Raw genomic sequence first — 19,847 nt, 5'->3', positions numbered from 1 at the left:
TATGCGTTTTTATATATCATTGCTGGTGGTGTGTGGCTTGTTTCTGGGACTGGCCGCTTGTCGTAAGGGTGCGGCTGTTGTACCCGGTGATGATACACATGTGGGTGCAGACAGTCTGCGGAATGGTTTTTATCTGCTGAATGAAGGCAACATGGGGATGAACCTGGCTACGCTTGATTATTATAACAGCAGTACGGGTATTTACAGCAGCAATATTTATGGTACCATCAACCCAGGCGCCACAAAGGAACTGGGAGATGTGGGGAATGACCTGCAGATCTACGGAGGTAAGTTGTATGCGGTGATAGCGATGTCTGACAAGGTGGAAGTGATGGATGTGCATACAGCAAAGCGCATAGGGCAGATCAATGTACCGTCCTGCCGGTATATTACTTTTTACAAAGGGAAGGCTTATGTCAGTTCGTATGCGACTACAGCGGGAGGGACTTCAGGTGTGAACGGATATGTGGCGGAAGTGGATACGGCTACTTTACAGGTGACCCGCACAGCGGGTGTGGGGCGGCAACCGGAGGAAATGGCCATATCGGGCGATAAGATGTATGTCGCTAATTCAGGCGGATATAGTCCGGGGAACTTTGAACGCACCGTGTCAGTGCTAGATATGAATACGTTCAAAGAAACAAAACGGATAGATGTAGCGGTTAACCTGCACCGCATCAAAGTCGATGCATACGGCGACATTTATGTTACCTCCCGGGGCGATTATTATGACCAGCATTCAAAGCTGTATGTGCTAGATGCGCAAAAGGATATTGTAAAAGACTCGTTGCCGCTGGCGGTCAGTGATCTCTGGATATCGGGCGATAGTGCCTATGTTTATGGCGTGGAATGGAGTTATGTGACGAACAAAAATACTGTCAGCTATGGCATTGTTGATATTAAGAACGAGCGCCTGCTGACCAACAAGTTTATTACAGACGGAACAGATGCACAGATCACTACACCATCCGGCATTGCTGTGGATCCTGTTACGAAAGAGATCTATGTAACAGATGCAAAGGATAACCTGCTGCCAGGTACATTGTATTGTTTCAGTGCGGCGGGCAAAAAGAAATGGAGCGTGACCACGGGCGATATTCCGGGGCATTTTGCTTTTGTACGGCATTAACCCAGTAAACCAGATTGCTTATGCGTATTAACAGAATAATCATTTTAACAGGGCTGCTGGCCGCAGTACTTGTTTCCTGTTCCAAAGATGGAACAGACGAATCAGGGGATCCGGGTATCAGGCCCATTACCGACAGCAGTAGTCAATATATCAGTGTAGTGTTTGATTATCAGCCTGCACCGGGGCAGTTTGTCAATGAGAGCATCGGCACGCCGGCGGGCGCGCAAAAGATCATAGGGGGAACAGGCGAAGTGCTGCACCTGGGCGCATTTGGCGGGTATGTGGTATTCGGGTTCGATCATTCCATCCTGAATAAAAATGGCGCTGATCTGGCCATATATGGAAATCCGGTGAAGCCACCGGTGGAGTTGTCGGAACCCGGTATTGTGATGGTCAGCAAGGATGAAAACAGGAACGGCCGGCCGGACGATGCATGGTATGAGCTGGCAGGCAGCGAATATCGTGCAGGCACAACGATTAAGGGCTATAAGGTGACTTATTATAATCCGGGTGGCGTGAAGGACGTTCCCTGGAAGGATAACCAGGGCCGTTCGGGTGCGGTGCTGATCAATGCTTTCCATGATCATTCATATTATCCCTTATTTGCCGCTAACCAGGATTCCATTTCCTTTGAAGGCACATTGCTAAAGAGCACCTCCGGTGTGTTACCGGGCACAAATACTTACATGAATACCGGCTTTGCCTGGGGCTATGCGGATAACTGGAGTACAGATGCAGTGAAAGATCCTTATGCTACGAACCTGTATAATTCCTTTGATATATCCTGGGCAGTGAATAGTACTGGAGAGGCGGTTAGCCTGTCAGCCATCGACTTTGTGAAAGTTTATACGGGTCAGCAGGACAAGGGCGATGCGTCGGTAGGGGAGGTCTCTACTGAGATAAGGGGCGCCGCCGATCTGAATATGAAATAATTTGCTACTAATTTTTGTTATTTTACAAGGGCTGTTCGCTAAAGCGGACGGCCCTTTCCATTATTCATGTTCACGTTCTAAATTCAATTCCATGCTTACTGCCACATTTATGAGAAATGTGCTTCTGCTTTGTGTGCTGGCGGCTGTGCTGACTGCATTCAGGTCTTCCAGCAGCGTAACAGCCATTCAGGCGCCTGTACCTGACAGTATTATGCCCGTAAGGGGTTTTTGTATCGGAGCTCCCCGGAAACCCGCACTCGATGACTTCATCAAATTTATCAGGGAAGAACTGGTAACCCGTAAGGTGAACACCCTGATCCTCCGGGTAGACTACAACTATGAGTATGAGAGTTATCCCGAACTGAGGGATCCTGGCGCATTGTCGAAAGCTGATGTCAGGAAGCTGGTGCAGGTATGCCGTCAGAACAAGATCAATCTGATTCCGCAGCTGAACCTCCTGGGCCATCAGTCCTGGGCTGGTCAGACGCACAACCTGCTGGCAAAATTCCCGCAGTTTGACGAAACGCCCTGGGTGAAGATGCCGGAGAAATATGTATGGCCGAATGATGACGGGCTGTATTGTAAGAGTTATTGTCCGCTGCACCCGGAAGTGCATGGCGTGGTATTCAAGCTGGTAGACGAGCTGTGTGATGCATTTGAGAGTACCGCCTTCCATGCCGGGATGGACGAGGTATTTTACATAGGCGAGGAGAAATGTCCCCGTTGCGGCGGCCGCGACAAGGCGGAATTATTCGCAGGGGAAGTTACATTGTTACGTAATCACCTGGCACAAAAGGGCAGGGGCTTATGGATATGGGGCGATCGTCTCATAGACGGTAAAACTACGGGTATTGGTATGTGGGAAGGTAGTCTGAACAATACCTACCGCGCTATTGACCTGATCCCCAAGGATGTAACGATCTGCGACTGGCACTATGACCGCCCTGATAAGACGCCGGTGTATTTTGCCATGAAGGGTTTAAAGGTGATCACCTGTCCATGGAGAAAGCCGGAATTTGCTACACAGCAGGTAAAAGACATGCTGGAGTACCGGGCATCGGCTACGCCGATCATGAAAGAGCGGTATCAGGGTATGATGCAGACGGTATGGTCTGGTGCTGAGGACTTCATGGATGAGTATTATGGCCGGAAGCAGCCGAGGCCCCGTGAAGACGGCAAACCTGCAGATACAGTGCATACGCAGACGAAGTGTTTCCGTCAGCTGTTCACAGAGATTAACAAGGCAACGATGTAAATCTGAATGCGTTAAATATGAAAGCCCGGCAGTCTGTGAAGGCTGCCGGGCTTTTTTATGGAAGCTTACGTTTCGGATCGCTTAGGTTATAAACAGGATTTGGTAAGGATTAAACAATGGTTCTCCTATGGTCATCTTGCGTTCATCTTACGTTCAAAGACGTAGCATGAACGTAAGTTAGCCATAGGAGAACCATTGTTTAATCCTGATTATATCGAAGTTAATACCTGTTTAGGCAATACTTGATTACGTCAATCAGATAATTGCTTGTGTCAAGCAATCGCGGGCTGAACCGGTTTCCTGCCCAGATCGCGCATAAAACGGAAATGGGAGCGAACAGCCGACATCATAGTAGGCAGGCAGTTGTATTGGACACCGAATTCGGCGCATTTGGCTGCCACGATCTTACTGATCTGAGGATAATGTACATGGCTGATACGGGGGAACAGGTGGTGTTCCACCTGGTAGTTCAGGCCGCCAACAAACCATGAAATGATCTTGTTGCCGGGGGCGAAGTTGGAGGTGGTATTGATCTGGTGGATCGCCCATTCGTTCTCGATCACTTTTGCTTCGTCACCTACTACCTCGAAATTCGTCTCTTCCACTACATGCGCCAGCTGGAAAACGATGGCCAGCGTGAAGCCCATTACCACATGCATGGAGGCAAATCCTATCAACCAGGCCTGCCAGCCGACCAGGACAACCGGAATAGCCACGTAGAACACGAGATATAGTACTTTACTGGCCCAGAAGGTAATATGATCTTTTATCTTCATAGGCTGCAGCGGTGTTCTGTATACTTTGCGGCTGAGGTATTTAACAAAATCCATAATAAATACCCATGCAAAGGAGGAGATTGCGTAAATGCCGACAACATAGATGTGCTGTACACGATGAGCGGGTGTCCAGGTCTGTGTACTGCACTGACGCATTAACGGGCTCTTTGCTATATCATCATCCATGCCGTCTACATTAGTATAGGTGTGATGGATGATGTTATGCTTCTGTTTCCAGATGAAAGCATTTCCACCAAGGGCGTTCAGGGTAAGTCCGAGGATATCGTTAACTGTTGAGTTTTCTGAGTAACTGCCGTGGCAGGCATCATGCATGACATTAAAACCTATACAGGCGAGAATGAAACCTAATATTGCCGAGAGGGCGATACCTGGTAGCGCCTGCATCGGAAAAATCAGCAGGGACAGGTAAATCAGTACTGCCAGAGGAATGAGCACGATGGTCTTAATGTAAAGATGTCTGTTCCCTGTCTTCTTAATGTTGTTTTCCGTAAAGTACTCTTCTACAGAAGCTTTCAGCGATTGGAAGAAGAGTGCTTTTTTGTTGTTGAATGTAACTTTGGCCATAAAAGATTTTAAAGAATAATTAGTTCGCGAATCAGTTGTAGGTGTTGAATGTGTGGCAATTGACGATAGAACAGAAGAAGAAAGAGCGGATTTCAAGTTCAAAAAAAGTCACATCCCCGTATTGCATAGGCACAAAGTACATATAAGGATTGACATATAAAAATGTTATAAATATGTTAATCTTCTAATTGTGAACAATATGAGAAAATATTGAGAGAGAATGAGTTTTATTTGGTACAGTAGGTTTTATGAGTTACCTTCAACCTTTACAAATTTTTCAAATAGTACAAATGAACACAAAATTCCAGGGAACTGTAAAGTTCTTCAACGAGACAAAAGGCTTTGGCTTCATTAGACATGATGAGTCCAACAAAGAGACTTTTGTACACGTAAACGGTCTTATTCACGAAATCCAGGCAGATGACAGAGTTGAGTTTGAGCTGCAGGAAGGTAGGAAAGGTATGAATGCCGTTAACGTTAGACGTATCGACTAAGCTTGCTTTTTCATACATTTAGCAACAAACCCTCAGGCGCTGCCTGGGGGTTTTTGTTTTGTTATTCTCCGTTTAATCTGATTGTTTGTGACTCGGTATAAACTGCAAACAGTAACATTGTCAGGTATGACTCCCAGCTGATATAACCCCTTCGTTGACGTCAGATCTGTTCATAACAGCCCGATAACACGATAAACTTCGCATGAGTCTTCATATAAGCAAACGATGCTCGTTCTTATTATTTTAATCTATGGAGATAATGGAAGCAGGTAGCGGTCGGGTGTTGATCCTGTAGTAGTTATTTCTTATCTTTTGATCAGAAAACGTAAACAAAACAACAGGATCAATGGCAGCACTATTTTCTCCTTTACAGATCAGGAATATTACTTTCAGGAACAGGATCACGGTTTCTCCCATGTGTGAATACAGTTCAGAAAATGGTTTTGCCAATGACTGGCATCTGGTGCATTTAGGAAGCCGGGCGGTAGGTGGTGCAGCGCTTATTATCACAGAAGCGGCGGCAGTGAGTCCGGAGGGAAGAATATCTCCTTCAGATCTCGGTATCTGGGATGATGCGCATATTACGTATCTGCAGAGGATCACGAGTTTCCTTACAGCACAGGGTGCAGTGCCGGGTATACAACTGGCGCATGCCGGCAGAAAGGCGAGTACGGATGTGCCCTGGAAAGGCATCAAACTGATATCACCTGCGGACGGAGGCTGGGAGGAGATCTATGCACCCAGTGCTATTCCTTTTTCAGAGAAATACGGAAAGCCGATTGCATTGACCGCAGCTGGCATTCAGAAAGTGATCGCAGATTTTAAAGCCGCAGCAGCACGCGCGTTGAAGGCTGGTTTTAAAGTGATCGAATTGCATGGAGCGCATGGTTATCTGCTGCACCAGTTCCTTTCACCGCTCAGCAATCAACGGACAGATGAATATGGCGGTAGCTTTGAAAACAGGATACGGTTGGTGCTGGAAGTTGTTGCAGCTGTCAGGGAAGTGTGGCCGGAAGATTATCCTTTGTTTGTAAGGCTTTCTGCAACGGATTGGGCAGATGGTGGCTGGGACCTGGAAAGTACGACGCAACTGGTACGTATACTAAAGGACAAAGGCGTCGATCTTATTGATACATCTTCCGGCGGATTAGTGCATCATCAGAAAATAACTGTCGGTCCATTGTATCAGACACCATTTGCGGAGCATGTCCGGAAGGAGACAGGCATATTGACCGGTGCTGTTGGATTGATCACTACAGCAACAGAAGCGGAGTCTATTATTGCGGAAGGCAAAGCTGATCTGGTGGTGATGGCGAGAGAATTTTTAAGAGATCCGTATTTTCCAATGCATGCAGCGCATGAGTTGAAAGATGAGTCGTTTGTATGGCCGGTGCAGTATGAAAGGGCGAAGTTGAAGCGTTGATAAGGGCGAGGTAAGAAATAGCTCGATAGGAGTGATTGACTGATAAATTATGTTTGATGTAGCTGAGGGCGGTGTACCTGGAATAGACAAGGTGACCGCCTTCGGTGTTTTTGTGGGAGTCATGTGTTTGTATAAAATCCCGTAGACATCTGCATCGAATGAAATTCGTTTAAGTTGTACTAATAGTATAAATAAGCAGCGGGAAATTATTTTGTTGCTGGGAAGATTTGTTTAATAAAAATGTAATAGCTTGCACATCCCTCAACGTGCTTAGTTAACCTTTCAACATAATTAGACTATACCTGATGACAAGTTTAACGAGACTCTGTAACGTGACAGAGCTACGAGCAGAGTTAATAGCTCTTTTCGAGAATGAGTGGTCGATTGCCAACAGTATGGCGACTTCCATATATGATAACATTCTGGTGGAGTCAATAAGAAAGCTCAAATCCACTGTACATTTTGTGATTGAAGCTCCGTATGTTGACAGTATGTATAGGGATAGTTACTATTCCTATTTTGCCACAAAACTGAAGGATTACAAAAAGGACTGTATCCGCTTATCTTTTTTCGATGGCCAACTTACCGTGAATGACTTTAGAGAGCAGGCTGGTTTGTCTACGCTCCAGGAAAGGTACCGGGGATTTATGGTGCTCAGGCCTACTGTTCCAAGTGTCATAGGAAGGAGTGTCATAAGCCCGGAGGCACTACAGGATGACGATTTTCTTTGTCTTACTTCCAGTTATCCGTCCAGTGTCCACTCAGTTAAATTAGTGGCAAACGGGTTTCCTCATTCATCACAGGACGCTGAAATGATAAGCTGTGCTGAAACTTCCATCTGGGCTATCATGGAATATTTTTCATCAAGGTATGCTGACTATAGGCCTGCGCCTCCATCTATGATCATGGATGTTCTTAAAAACCGCTCTAATGTACGGCAGATACCGACGGAAGGTTTGCAGACTGGGCAAATTGGTTTTGCCATTAGGGAGTTTGGACTCGCTACAAAAATCTATTCCAGGCGAGAGTTGGGAGACGCAATATTTCGCCAGGTTTTTTCGACTTATACAGAGAGTGGGCTTCCCTTAGTAGTAGCGATGGACAATGACCATCAGATTGGAAACGTTGCGCATGCATTGATAGCCATTGGTCGTGCACGAACCACGGACGAGTTGATAGATAATCTTGCAGTGACTGAGGAGCTGAATCCTTATTTTAAGTCTATTATTAACCATAAGGGTATTCAGTTTTTTGATAATGATGACATTCCAAGGAAATTTGTCTTTATTGATGACAATATGCCTCCATATCAGTTACAGCACTTTGAAACTCCTGCGTTACACTATAATGAACCGGATTGGAATGCCTGCAGGATCAGTGAGTTTATTGCACCCTTACATCCCAGAATGTACCTGGAGGCAGTTGCAGCAAAGATTTATATTAAAGAGGTATTGTTGGGAGGAACATTTGCCATAGGAAATGGAGCTGAAATTTTTCTCCGGTTGTTTCTAACATCCAGCCGTTCTTACAAAGATTACCTCGTGCGTGATGCAAGGTTTAAAACTAATATTGGGGAATATATAATGGAAATGCTTATGCCTGAGTTCATATGGGTTGCTGAAATATCAGATAAGGCAAATATTAAACAAAAGCAGGCGTTTGGATTGTTTATCCTGGATGCAACTGAGCCTAATATAAATAGTGACAGTACACTTATCTTCGGAGGATATAAGAACGTTTTTATTGATTGGAATGGAGGGATGAGTGAATTAGTAAAGAATTGTTTAGATTTGGATAGTTTTAGTATTTATGTTAATAATTTAAAAGACTTTTAAAATGGCAATTACGTTAAGTAGAAGAGACGAAATTATTCGGGAGTTACAAGAGAGTGGCAAATCGAGGGTGTTAAGCTATGAGGAAAGAGAAGCTTTTTTCAAGCCAACTCGCGGCATCAGAGAAAAAATAAGAAAAATGCTTCCTCCACAACAGCATCCTCCACAACAGCATCGAAAGCTGGGTCCCACAGATTATATTGCAAAGAAAATCGGAGCGCGGTAATTAAGCAACAAATTGAATTCCTCTAGATAATTATTATAAGATGTCCGTATCATGATGATACGGTTTTTTTATGCTTTGATCGGGCAATTAAAAAAATGATCAATTACAATTGAACAGAAGTGTCAACGTTAACCTCGCCCAACTTGTAATTGATCATGTAATTAGTTCTCAAAACCACGAACTCGCCTGTTCTTCATCTTCAGCTGGCTGTGGTTTTTCAACATCTTCTTCTGTAGGAGGTGGTACCACGTCATCAGCTTCGGTAGGATGTTTACGGATGGCGCCTTCAATAACGGCATCCTGTTCTACTTCCAACACTAATGCGGTCACATCACCCTTTACATATGCTTTGTTGCTGATAACAGCTTTGTTGGTTACAATAATATCCCCGTAAACTTTTCCATAGGTAACAAGGTCAGTTGCATAGATATTGCCACGGATACTTGCAGTTTTACCTATCACGAGCATGCCTTCTGTGCGGACATCGCCTCTGATGTTACCATCAATACGTCCGGGGATAGTGGATTCGACAGCGCCCTGTACGGACACCTGGCTTGGGATCAGAAACATGTCCTTTCCAAAAGCCCTTTTAATTAACTCTTTCAAGGGAAGCACATCACAAATTTGAGCCAGCAGATAAAGTTTCTTCTTCAAAAATAGAAATGATCGAGGATGCATTGCCCAGGTCAAGTCCTACGCTGCGATGATGTTTATCGTCTGATATTCTCAAAGAGTTGTACAGATAGCCTATGCTTACAAGATTTTCCGGATTGGGTGCTACTTCCACAGGGATAAAGTCTTTGAAGTCTTCCATGAAAGCATCAGTCAGTTCGCGGTAGTATGCACCTCCACCCATCAGGTAGATCTTGCTGCAATTTTCAAAGTCCTGGTCGGTAAAGTAGTTCCTCATCAGTGGAGATACTACTTCTTTGTAGTACTGGGTCAATAAAGCCTTGCGGACATCCTTCAGGTCAATACGTTTCCTGTTGGTAAAGATAGAACCTTTCATGAAAGCATCATCCAGCTGGTGCTCATTTTTCATATCCAGGTAGTACTGTTTATTCAGCTCTCGGGCCAGGTTGTTAATGGCGTATTTGATACCATGTGAGCTGAAGCAGGTACGGTGAATCAGACCATCTGCTGTGGCCATACCGCCCTCAATGGTACCGAAACCAAAGCTGACAGCGATAAAGTTCTCAGTCTTAGGATCACTGATGGTCTTTTTCAGACCGATAATGCCGCCTACAATCTCCGGGATCACTTCATACCGCTCGATGTCCAGCATCCCTTTTTTGATGGCGCCTTTATTATTGAAAGTATGGGTGTCGTATTCTATGAGGAAATGGCGCTTATTCAGAAAGTTTTCAGCCGCGCTTTTATAAATATTATAAGTGGAAAAAGGGAAACCCATTGTGATGGACAAAGGCTGCTGTACCTTGTCCAGTACATTCACCAATCCTGCTTTGAACAGGATCTCGTAATCATCCTCCTGTGGGGCGGCGTTGGTGACACGACCGGGGTTGATCCCACCACGTCTTGCCAGGTTGCCGACTATATACCAGTTTTCGTCTTTTTTGATCTTCAATCCATTCAATAAATCTTTTGAGGAATTTTCTGTGTTACCATACGCAGTTTCGAAAACACTCGGAAAGCTGATAGGTGTTACTTTCATGATAGCAGGATTATATGTATGATTAAAATTTCAGGCTTTAGTTTTCAATAAACCAGGTCAATCTGTCACGGTAGGCTAGCAGGGCATTAGGTTTTTCCACCGGGAGGGGCATTACTACTCCCGCACTACAACGACATTAAATATATAAAATTATATTAAACATTACCAAGCGGAAACTGAACACTTTTAAAACATATTGATTATCAATCTGTTTACGGCGTTAACAAATTGCTATAAGCGGCTGGTAATAAAGCAAACCGGATAAGTTGCGTATGGGTAGGTAACAAGGAAATACCTGGCAGGAAAGCGGCTCCTGCCAGGCCGTAGAGTGGCTTTATCTGGCCGTGTAATTGAATTCGTACCTGGCGGTATCATAAATAGACCAGTCCATGAATCCCCTTACCATTGTACCCAATGCATCCAGGTGACGCTGGATAGCATAGTCAATGTGTGGGCCGAAGGAGGGTAATTGCGTTCTCAGCTCATTGAAAAGTGCTATTTCCCGGTTATGGATGGCTGCTGTTTCGGCGATAGCTTCCTCAAGGCTGATCTGCTGCTCATGTTCAATAACTACTACAAGATTGTGATCATCTCCATGGGCGAGTTCTTTGGACAGGGAGAACAGATCATTCGCCCAGCATACAGCCCGCCGCGCAAGGTCTACCAGTTTCTGGAACTGTTCGTTCTGCAGCACGAAAATGGGAAGGTAGGTCTGCGCCGCTACTTCCAGCATGTCTGTACCCAGGTTGGCGCCACTGAAGAAAGGACGCATCTGCATGTACTGGAAGACGGACGGATGTCTCCGCTGTTTTGCGTTTTCAGCCTCCCAGACGGCTGCTTCAAAGGTAGCTTTGAGACTTAGCGTAAACTGGCATTGCCAGGACACTGTACTTAACTGCCGCATCTTATTCCAGAAATCGCTGAGCGCCGCCAATACAGGATTGGTTTCCCGGCCAATGAATTTGTCGTACCGCAGCACGTTGACGAAATCGGTAATCACCTGTTGGAGGTAACCTTGCTCCCGGTATTCCGCTGTTTCAGGCGTAACATGATCCAGCAGGTCGTCCAGTACAAAAAGCCAGGTGTTGAGATCATTGGCCGTGCACAGAAAATCGAGGTCAGCGTCCGGATACGTGCGGGCAGTCATCCAGGCGAATTTGTACTTACGGAAGCGGTCATACGCTTCGTCAGATTGCAGCAGATTGAATTCCTGCAGCCATGAATCGGTGTGCCGGTCAATTTCAGACACAAAAGGGCTGATCTTTGCCTCAAAAGGGCAATTGAGTAATGGAACATTAATTGGTTGCATAATAATTGGGTTTAAAAGTGAGAGGAGAAAACTAATTCAGACAAAAATGTACTGTGATGACGCGACATAATCGCAGTCAAATGGCGTGAGAGTCAGGAAGATGAGTAGTTATGCGGCCTGTACCAGGGTGGTCAGGAATAAGGGAAAGAAAAGCTTATAACAATGCCGGGCTATTCAGGCATTTTTTCAGGACAACATTCAACAGTTTAAAATCGACCGGTTTGATCAGGTAATCAGTGGCACCTGCCTCGATAGTGGCAATACGGTCTTCCTCGAAAACATCGCCTGAAATAACAATCACAGGTACTCTTCTGAGCATAGATGTGCTTCTTACATAGGTCAGGATCTCTCCGGCTTCCATATCCGGTAAGTGCCGGTCGGCCAGAATAATATCAGGGGTATAATGATGCAATAAATCTATCGTGTCTGCGCCTGTACTGCAGGATTCCAGATCGCATCCGAGTCTGCGCAGGTATTGCGTCAGGTAGATCCGGCTCATGTCGTCGTCTTCTATGACCAATACCTTTACGCCGGCATAGGGGGCCTCGTCCATATGTGGTTCCGGTACTTCTTCCTGTACAGCAGGTACCGCACAAGCCTGCAGGGCAAACGTAAAACTGAATTCTGTTCCTTTACCCACGACGCTCTCCACCGAAATGTTACCTCCCAACAGGCTGGCGAGGTGCCGGGCGATGTGCAGCCCGAGACCTGTACCACCGGAAAAGCTGTTCCATCCGGTAATGAAAGGGTCGAAGATAGGAGCTATTTTGTCCTGGCTGATACCTTCTCCCTGGTCTTTTACTTTAATACAACAGGTATCATTTTCCACGGTAGCTGATAAGGTGATAGTGCTGTTGTCTGCCGTGAACTTTACAGCGTTGAACAAGAGGTTATTGATGATCTGAGTGAGCTTTACTTTATCAGTGACCAGGACTGCGGGAAGTTTCCGTTTATTGTAGTTCAGTACGATACGTACACCCTTTGTTTTTGCAATATATTGACCGGTATCCACGATGCTGTCCAGTAAGCTTCTGATGGCGAAGGCTTCATTATGTACTTCATGCAACTTACCGGCTTCAATTCTCGAAAGTTCCAGCACGTTATTGATGACATCCAGGGCATGATGACTGGCGGCGCACAGGTGTTCCGCCTGTTTTACATAGGAGGTATCATTATTGTTCTTTGCATCCATCAGCAATAGCTGGCTGATAGAATAGATGGCATTCAGCGGTACGCGGATCTCATGGTTGGTTTCCCGGAGAAAAACGCTTTTGTAGTTATTAGCCTTCTCCAGTTCGGCAGTTCTGATCTGCACCTGTTGTTCCAGGTTCTCAGCGTGCTCTTTCTGTGCCCTTAACAATTCATCATTATGCTTTACGTAGAACATGATGATGAGAATGTTCAGCGATACGATGACGAGAATAGCAGAATAGTGAATAACGATCCTGCTCAGCGGGTTAAAGTCATATGGCGGAATAATGGCTGCCACCCTGTTCACTTCCAGCATTACCAACGTGATCATTGCTGTCACAATGCAGGTAGTGCGGAACATTTTGTTTTTTACGATAAGGAGGGAGGTGCCTATGAGAAATATAGCAAGGAGACTGGCTTCGACGACGTCAGACAATATACAGCCAAAGTAGAATGTGGCAGCATTATGGAGCATCTGCAGATAGAATGCGGCTATGTCGTACTTCCGCTTTTTATTGAGGAATATCACATAGAAACAGGCAGATCCTTCCACGAGAGTACCCAAAAAAAGGCCAAGCTTTCCTGAGACAAGATAGAAGAATGTCCCAAAGAATAATGCCATTATACCGGTGATTATGGCGAGAAAATTTACTTTAATGATCCTGCTCCTTTCATTTAAATCAAGGGTATCTGCACCAATCAGGGTAATTGCTCGAAATATCCCCTTTATCATCATTCGCGTTCGGGTTTACTGGAATTGCTTCCGGGGTTTGTTAGTGTTTGTTATAGGTCTGTATGATATAAGTCGTCCTGTTTAGTTATGTCCGAATAATAATCCACAATATAAATAATTACCGACAAAAAACGCCAAAGGAGAAGCCCTTCTGCCGATAATAAGTAGTTACCAACAGAAGGGCTTCTCCTTTAACAAATAATCTTTTCCGTATACGTTATTTAAAATCAGTATCTGTCAGACCGCTGTTTATTTTGATCTCATTTACCTTGAAATCGATCTGCTGTCCGCCAATGTTATTCTTCAGCAAAAAAGGGAACTTCACGCCATTTACCTCTCTGTAATCACTGGTTTCGATAGCACCAGCTTCCTGTTCTCCGCTGCGGCTTATTTTCTTTACCAGGAAGCCTGTAGTTACATCGTAATAAAGCTCTGTAACCAGGTCCTCATCTTCCTTTACGGTGATGAGATACGTGTCTTTACCGCTGTCATCGGTTACGATGTTGGGTGACAGGTGTATTTCAACACCATCCTTCAGGTAATCTACTTCGGGGATCAGCGCCAGGTTAGCCTTGATGCGTTCTTTGGACCCCGCGTCCACCGGAGTGGGGTTACCCATCTGAATAGCGGAAACACTGTCTCCGTTCACGACCAGTTTACTGGCGTGTACGTTCATCATAGGGATGAATACATCCAGCAGGAACTTGTCGGGAGATTTGAATTTCTTCGTCATCTTGATCTCAGTACCCTGCACGGAACCAGTAGCAGTGATTGTCTGATCTTTGATCGCGTTTATTTTATCGACACCGCCAATTGCCTGCAGGTACTTGTTGAGAACGTCTTTTGCGCTAACATTTGCAGGTACTTTTTTGGAACCGCCGGCCCAGGTATTGTTGGAGGGATCCACATCGGGGAAAGCCTTATCGGGGTCTATCACCACCTTCGTAATTCTGGAATCTGAATTGTGTTTGAATGTCCAGGTAGCGCCGCGTTGCCAGATCTCAGCAGGCAGTTTCACGGTATCGGTCTTGCCTTTGCTGTCTGTAATGGCAAGCACCACCGGAAGTGCCATCTGCTCAAGATTTTCTACCGTGATCAAGGCACCTTTCGCTGGATCATTGTTTACATATTTCACATCCTTCACTGACTGATCCAGCTTCCAGCTGTTCAGGAACCAGCCTCTCCAGAACCAGCTCAGGTCTTCGCCGGCCACATTTTCCATAGTGCGGAAGAAATCCCACGGTGTAGGATGTTTAAATGCCCAGCGTTCGATGTAGGTACGGAAGGCATAGTCAAAGCGTTCTTTACCGAGTACATAGTCGCGCAGTATACCAAGTCCCATGGCTGGTTTGTAGTAAGCCGCAATACCGAGATAGCTGCTCTGGATCACGTCCGGGGTGCTCATGATAGGATCTCCGCTCATGGCGCGGCCCATGGACTGTCCCTGTTGTTTCTGGTAAAACTCCCCGTTATTGAACACTTTACCTGAACCATCGTTGATGAACGTATTGAAGCCTTCATCCATCCAGGCATATTTTCTTTCGTTGGAACCTACGATCATCGGGAACCAGTTGTGTCCGAATTCATGATCGGTTACACCCCATAATCCACCGCCGGTGCTTCTGTGAGAGCAGAATACAATACCGGGATATTCCATTCCACCCACGATACCTGCTACGTTGGTAGCCACCGGGTAGGTATATTCAAACCATTGTTTAGAGTAGATCTCTATGCAACCTTTTACGAATTCTGTAGATCTGATCCAACCGTTAGGAGCCGCGATGCTTTCTATGGGGTACACAGACTGCGCCAGGGCTTTTTTACCGCTTGGGAGGTTAATGCGGGCTGCATCCCATACGAAAGCAGTGGACGCCGCCCACGCAATGTCGCGCGCATTTTTACATACAAAATGCCAGGAGAGCATACCACTCTTTGGCTGAGCCGATGCTACATCTGCACTGTCCCTGATCATAACGGTCTGATCGCTGTTACGCGCTTTTGCCAGCTGGGCCTGTTGTTTAGGCGTCAGTACCTGGGATTCGTTCACCAGTTGACCGGAACCGGCTATTATCATTCCCGCAGGCGCGGTAATGGTGTAATCGAAGTCGCCATATTCCAGGTAAAACTCCGCAGCACCCTGGTACGGAATAGAGTTCCAACCCAGTACGTCGTCGTATACCTCCATACGCGGGTACCACTGTGCAATCTCATAGATCCAGCCGTAACGGGTTTTCAGACGGCCGGTACGGTCAGTACCATATTGCGGTACTTCATATGCATAGTCCACATAGATCTTTGCAACTGCGCCATCTGCTTTCAGGGCTTCAGGCAGGACCAGCTGCATACGTGTATCAGTGATGTTATATTTTACGGCTGTTTTCTTACCATTGATCACTACGTTTACGGCCTTGATGTTATAACCCTCCGTGAAGGAACGGTTGGCAAAACGGCCGCCTGTTACCACACTGGTAGCAGCGCCACGCGAGTCTTCCCTATAGATGTTCTGGTCGAGCTGCAGCCAGAGGAAAGGCAGTTTATCAGGACTGTTGTTTTTGTAGGTGATCGTTACAGAACCGCTGATCCGGTGAGTGGCGGTGTCCAGGACAGCGCTGATGGCATAGTCCGCCCTGTTCTGCCAGTATTTATGGCCGGGGGCGCCGGATGCACTGCGATATTCGTTACCGTTGGTAGGATAGAACAGGGGACTAAAGGCCTCATGTTGGTCATACTTTGAAGTAGCTGTCTGTCCTATTGCCGCATGGACAAAACTTGCCAGCAGAAAACCGGAGCAGAGCAGGATTTTGTTGATTGTCATTAGTGTTTCAATTTGGAAATAGCCATAAATATAAGAAAAGCCAGTCAAGCAAATGAAGAAAAAGCATAAAGTACACTGCAATTTGCCTGACAGTCAGACACACATTTGAAAAATATTATATCTTTACTCTCAGAAAGATATACTTTAACCTATGAAATACTTCCGGACAGGCATAGGCCTGTTTTTCCTGCTATTCACCAGCCACTCTTTTGCACAAACACCCACGCCAGCGCCGTCAGTACAGCTTAGCCCTACGTTTCCGGAGCCCGGAGAAGGCTTTGACAAGATCGTGCTACTGCCTGGTGGAAATACGTGTTACCTTCATTTCGACAAGAAACAGGGGATCATAGCGAACATTTATAACGAGCAGCATGCCATCGCTGCTACAGAAGTTATCAAGGGGAAGTTGTGGGATGCTGCTGACCTTAACGACACGGAGATTGACGGTATCTTTGCTATCAATAACCAGGTAGTGATCTTCCTGCAACAGCTTGTAAAGTACAAGCCTAACCTGTACCGGCTGGTGCTGGATGGCAACAGCGGTAAACTGGTGCAGGAAGACAAGCTGGGAGAACTGCCTACTGTATTGCACAGGGATGTAATGGTGCAGGATAACTTTGCTTCGCACGATTTCTATGTTTCCAGGGACCCAATGAGCGGTTACTATGCCGTGGCTTCTTTTGCGGGAGGGGAATTGCAGCGGAAGGAATCAGCAGCAGAACGGGTGCAGATCCTTCACTTTACACCGGAACACCAGCTGATCAGACGTAGTTTTTATAGCGTATCCGAAAAGGACTATCCTTATCTGGCTTATATGGATATGGCTGTGCAGGGAGCTGAGAGAATATATTTGGCCACCGTTGCGCTGAGCAATCGCAGAAGCCTGAAAGATACCAGTGCGGTAGTTGTTATATCTGCTATTGGGAGAAAAGACAGCAGCTTCACGCATACCATGTTGCCGTATACGGCAAACTTTACCGATGTTCATGCGTCTGTACAATATGCATCTGCTGTGAATGGTTTGCAGGTACTCCTGACCACCACCAATAATCAGTCGGCTAAAACTGCGGTTCCCGCCAGTTATATGAACTACCTGGATGCAGGTACGCTGGCGTTTAAGAACAGCCAGGTGCTGACAACAGACAAGATCACTGCCTTTGCGCAGCAGAAGATGAAATATGCCGATGCTTATACAGGACAGCCCCAGGCACTGATCACACACGAAGATGGCAGTAGTACTGTGCTGCTGGAAAACATGACGCAGTTTTCAACTACCGGCAGTAACTCGTGGAATAAGGCCCATACCAATATGAACGACATTGGTGTGAGCCGGCTGGATGCCAGCGGCCAGGAGCAGTCAGGCTACGCATTGGCGAAAATGCAGGTCGCTAATGGTACATATGAACCCTTATACTTTCACCGTAAAAAGAAGGGGCAGTGGTTCTTCCGCAACAGGATACAGGTATTGAATACCACCCCTTATCTGTCCTATGAATATCTGCCGGCGCCTAAGGCCACTTATATTATCTTCAACGACTATCTTGCTTACCTGGATCAGGGTGGTACCTATCAGGATAAAAAGCCGTTGAAATACCTGACAGAAGCTAATACTGTTTGTTACAGATGTACCGACGCCGGCCAGGAAAGATTGTTTCTCTTCGGTACGCCTGAAACTTTCAAGGGATATTATTGTATGCTGGGGGCATCAGATTATGATGCGAAAAAATCTACGTATGCGACTATCATGATCACGCGGAAAGCGGAGGAGAAGAAGGCTTGTATTGCGTGGGTGAAGTTCTGATGAGGTACTTTCATTATTCACGCTAAGTAGCTTCGGTTTGTGTTGTGAATGGGCTTCTTTGTTCCAGGGGTACTTTCATTATTCACGCTAAGTAGCTTCGGTTTGTGTTGGGAATGGGCTTCTTTGTTCCAGGGGTACTTTCGTTATTCACGCTAAGTAGCTTCGGTTTCAGTATGGGATGGCGGTCGGCGCCTCTCTGGAAGGCTATTGAACGTTGTCAAGCGAATTGGGGTTGGATAGAGATTGGGCAGCGTCGGTCGTGTCACCGGAGAGCCGAAGGCCCGCCATTCCCATCTGAAACCGGTGCTACTTTCGCTCTCCCAATTGCGCTTCATAACGGAAGACTGTTGTGACCCTGATGCGTCTTTTGCGTAACTGCCGGCAATGTGCAGATAATAACTACCTTGTTTCTTTCTTTCTTTCTTTCTTTCTTTCTTTCTTTTCTCTCTTTGTGAAATTGTTTTACGATCATTCAAAGATCAATCCAAGTTGAGATTACTCGGATCTGAGTTGTACACACTATTTGATTAATTCTCCATAAACATGTAAATTCCATTACGCTGTATAAATCCTGTCTGCAGTGTGTGCAATAAGCCCTGACTGGGTCTTTTAACGTTGTCATGTGATTCACAAGCCCCCCTGTGTAGTGTTTGTTCATTTTCATTATCAAAAAACCAATTCCTATTATGTACACACATCAGCTGCCGGGCTTATACTGCCCTTTTCCGACTACCCTCAATCCTTATGTAGACAAAGCAGACAGACACACTACTCTTTGGGTAAAAAAGCACCAGCTCGTCACGAATGAAGAAACGTGGACTTATTATCACAGACAAAAATTTACCTGGATGGTGGCCAGGATGTTCCCTACCGCCGATCTGCACGCATTGAGCATTGCAGCTGATCTTAATACTTTACTGTTTGTACTGGATGACCAGTTTGATGAACATGGTGAGGGGACTGATGGTATTAAGCAAAGAGAACAGTTTGAAAGGCTTGTTCATGCGCTGATCGGCATTATGAAACACAACAGGCAGATATCTCTTGAGAAAGGAGGACCTGTATTGAGTGCAGTCAGTGATTTCTGGAGAAGGATCCGCAAGCTGGGGAACCTTGGCTGGCAGGTTCGTTTTATTGAAAGTCTGCAACAGGCGTTTGCCGCAAATTTGTGGCGTATTGAGCAGGTTAACCGCGCTCAGTTGCCAACATTGGAAGAGTATATGAAATGGCGGCCTTTTTTCAGCGGGGCAAGTTTCTTTGCCTATCTGCTGGAAGCTATAGAAGGCTTTTCCTTACCCGACTATGTATTTCTTGACGGCACCGTGCAGCAGCTGATACAACTCTGCAGCAATACCATCTGCTGGGCCAATGACCTGTTCTCATTCAATAAAGAACTGGAACAGGGAGATGAAATGAACATTGTAATGTTGATCCGTAATAACAGGGACTGTACCATAGATGAAGCCATTACAGCCGCTGTGCAGATACATGATGAGCAGGTAAAGGCGTTTGAACGTTTGTCGCGTCGCCTGCCATCCTTCGGCACAATAACCGATGCGGCATTACGCCGTTACATTGACGCGCTGGCGGTAATGATGAAAGGTAATATTGACTGGAGTGTAAAAGATACAGAAAGGTATCATTTTACCATGCTGGAGATAGCGTGATCGGGCA

The 19,847-nt window shown here is 45.9% G+C and carries 15 protein-coding genes; 9 read left to right on the top strand and 6 right to left on the bottom strand.

Annotated elements, in window-relative coordinates; genetic code table 11:
• Nucleotide 1 precedes the first annotated feature (1 nt).
• From L3C95_RS23810 to L3C95_RS23800, 3 genes are all read left to right on the top strand, one after another.
• The gene (locus L3C95_RS23810; RefSeq protein WP_236391396.1) at nt 2-1,129 is read left to right on the top strand and encodes a DUF5074 domain-containing protein; all 1,128 of its coding nucleotides are present in this window, start codon (nt 2-4) and stop codon (nt 1,127-1,129) included.
• A 20-nt stretch (nt 1,130-1,149) separates the two neighbouring features.
• Nucleotides 1,150-2,061: a hypothetical protein gene (locus tag L3C95_RS23805; protein WP_236391394.1), complete on the top strand. Its 912-nt coding sequence runs from the start codon at nt 1,150-1,152 to the stop codon at nt 2,059-2,061.
• A 109-nt stretch (nt 2,062-2,170) separates the two neighbouring features.
• Nucleotides 2,171-3,316 (top strand): family 20 glycosylhydrolase, encoded by a 1,146-nt coding sequence (locus tag L3C95_RS23800; protein ID WP_236391391.1) that lies wholly within the window; start codon nt 2,171-2,173, stop codon nt 3,314-3,316.
• A gap of 272 nt (nt 3,317-3,588) precedes the next feature.
• Here the strand turns inward: L3C95_RS23800 and L3C95_RS23795 are convergent, their stop codons facing one another.
• Entirely contained in the window at nt 3,589-4,677 is a 1,089-nt protein-coding gene (locus L3C95_RS23795) for a fatty acid desaturase family protein (RefSeq protein ID WP_236391389.1), read from the bottom strand.
• 290 nt (nt 4,678-4,967) lie between these two features.
• On the opposite strand from L3C95_RS23795, the gene L3C95_RS23790 reads away from it, so the two are divergent.
• From L3C95_RS23790 to L3C95_RS23775, 4 genes are all read left to right on the top strand, one after another.
• Nucleotides 4,968-5,171 carry a cold-shock protein gene (locus L3C95_RS23790; RefSeq protein WP_236391387.1) on the top strand — a complete coding sequence of 68 codons (204 nt, stop codon included), beginning with the start codon at nt 4,968-4,970 and terminating at the stop codon, nt 5,169-5,171.
• Between the two features lie 346 nt (nt 5,172-5,517).
• Nucleotides 5,518-6,594: an NADH:flavin oxidoreductase/NADH oxidase gene (locus tag L3C95_RS23785; protein ID WP_236391385.1), complete on the top strand. Its 1,077-nt coding sequence runs from the start codon at nt 5,518-5,520 to the stop codon at nt 6,592-6,594.
• A gap of 395 nt (nt 6,595-6,989) precedes the next feature.
• Nucleotides 6,990-8,429, top strand: coding sequence for a hypothetical protein (locus L3C95_RS23780; RefSeq protein WP_236391384.1), 1,440 nt, complete (start codon nt 6,990-6,992; stop codon nt 8,427-8,429).
• A gap of 1 nt (nt 8,430) precedes the next feature.
• A complete protein-coding gene (locus L3C95_RS23775; protein ID WP_236391381.1) occupies nt 8,431-8,652 on the top strand; it encodes a hypothetical protein in 222 nt (73 codons plus the stop codon).
• A 168-nt stretch (nt 8,653-8,820) separates the two neighbouring features.
• Here L3C95_RS23775 and L3C95_RS23770 read toward each other — a convergent pair whose 3' ends face one another.
• The 5 genes from L3C95_RS23770 to L3C95_RS23750 all read right to left on the bottom strand — a co-directional run bounded on the left by L3C95_RS23770 (nt 8,821) and on the right by L3C95_RS23750 (nt 16,372).
• Complete coding sequence (locus L3C95_RS23770) at nt 8,821-9,222, bottom strand: polymer-forming cytoskeletal protein (protein ID WP_236391379.1); 402 nt, start codon at nt 9,220-9,222, stop codon at nt 8,821-8,823.
• A gap of 46 nt (nt 9,223-9,268) precedes the next feature.
• The gene (locus L3C95_RS23765; protein ID WP_149695970.1) at nt 9,269-10,324 is read right to left on the bottom strand and encodes a ParM/StbA family protein; all 1,056 of its coding nucleotides are present in this window, start codon (nt 10,322-10,324) and stop codon (nt 9,269-9,271) included.
• 334 nt (nt 10,325-10,658) lie between these two features.
• Nucleotides 10,659-11,633: a terpene synthase family protein gene (locus tag L3C95_RS23760; protein WP_236391378.1), complete on the bottom strand. Its 975-nt coding sequence runs from the start codon at nt 11,631-11,633 to the stop codon at nt 10,659-10,661.
• Nucleotides 11,634-11,787: 154 nt separating this feature from the next.
• Nucleotides 11,788-13,446: a hybrid sensor histidine kinase/response regulator gene (locus L3C95_RS23755; RefSeq protein WP_236391376.1), complete on the bottom strand. Its 1,659-nt coding sequence runs from the start codon at nt 13,444-13,446 to the stop codon at nt 11,788-11,790.
• A gap of 328 nt (nt 13,447-13,774) precedes the next feature.
• Nucleotides 13,775-16,372, bottom strand: a complete 2,598-nt coding sequence (locus tag L3C95_RS23750) for a M1 family metallopeptidase (RefSeq protein WP_236391374.1) — start codon at nt 16,370-16,372, stop codon at nt 13,775-13,777.
• Nucleotides 16,373-16,523: 151 nt separating this feature from the next.
• On the opposite strand from L3C95_RS23750, the gene L3C95_RS23745 reads away from it, so the two are divergent.
• Nucleotides 16,524-18,173, top strand: a complete 1,650-nt coding sequence (locus L3C95_RS23745) for a hypothetical protein (RefSeq protein ID WP_236391371.1) — start codon at nt 16,524-16,526, stop codon at nt 18,171-18,173.
• Nucleotides 18,174-18,859: 686 nt separating this feature from the next.
• Entirely contained in the window at nt 18,860-19,840 is a 981-nt protein-coding gene (locus tag L3C95_RS23740; RefSeq protein ID WP_236391370.1) for a terpene synthase family protein, read from the top strand.
• Nucleotides 19,841-19,847 lie beyond the last annotated feature (7 nt).

This window comes from Chitinophaga filiformis, assembly GCF_021646545.1.
Taxonomy (GTDB): Bacteria; Bacteroidota; Bacteroidia; order Chitinophagales; family Chitinophagaceae; genus Chitinophaga; species Chitinophaga filiformis_A.
This window is presented reverse-complemented; position numbering and strand designations above follow the sequence as displayed.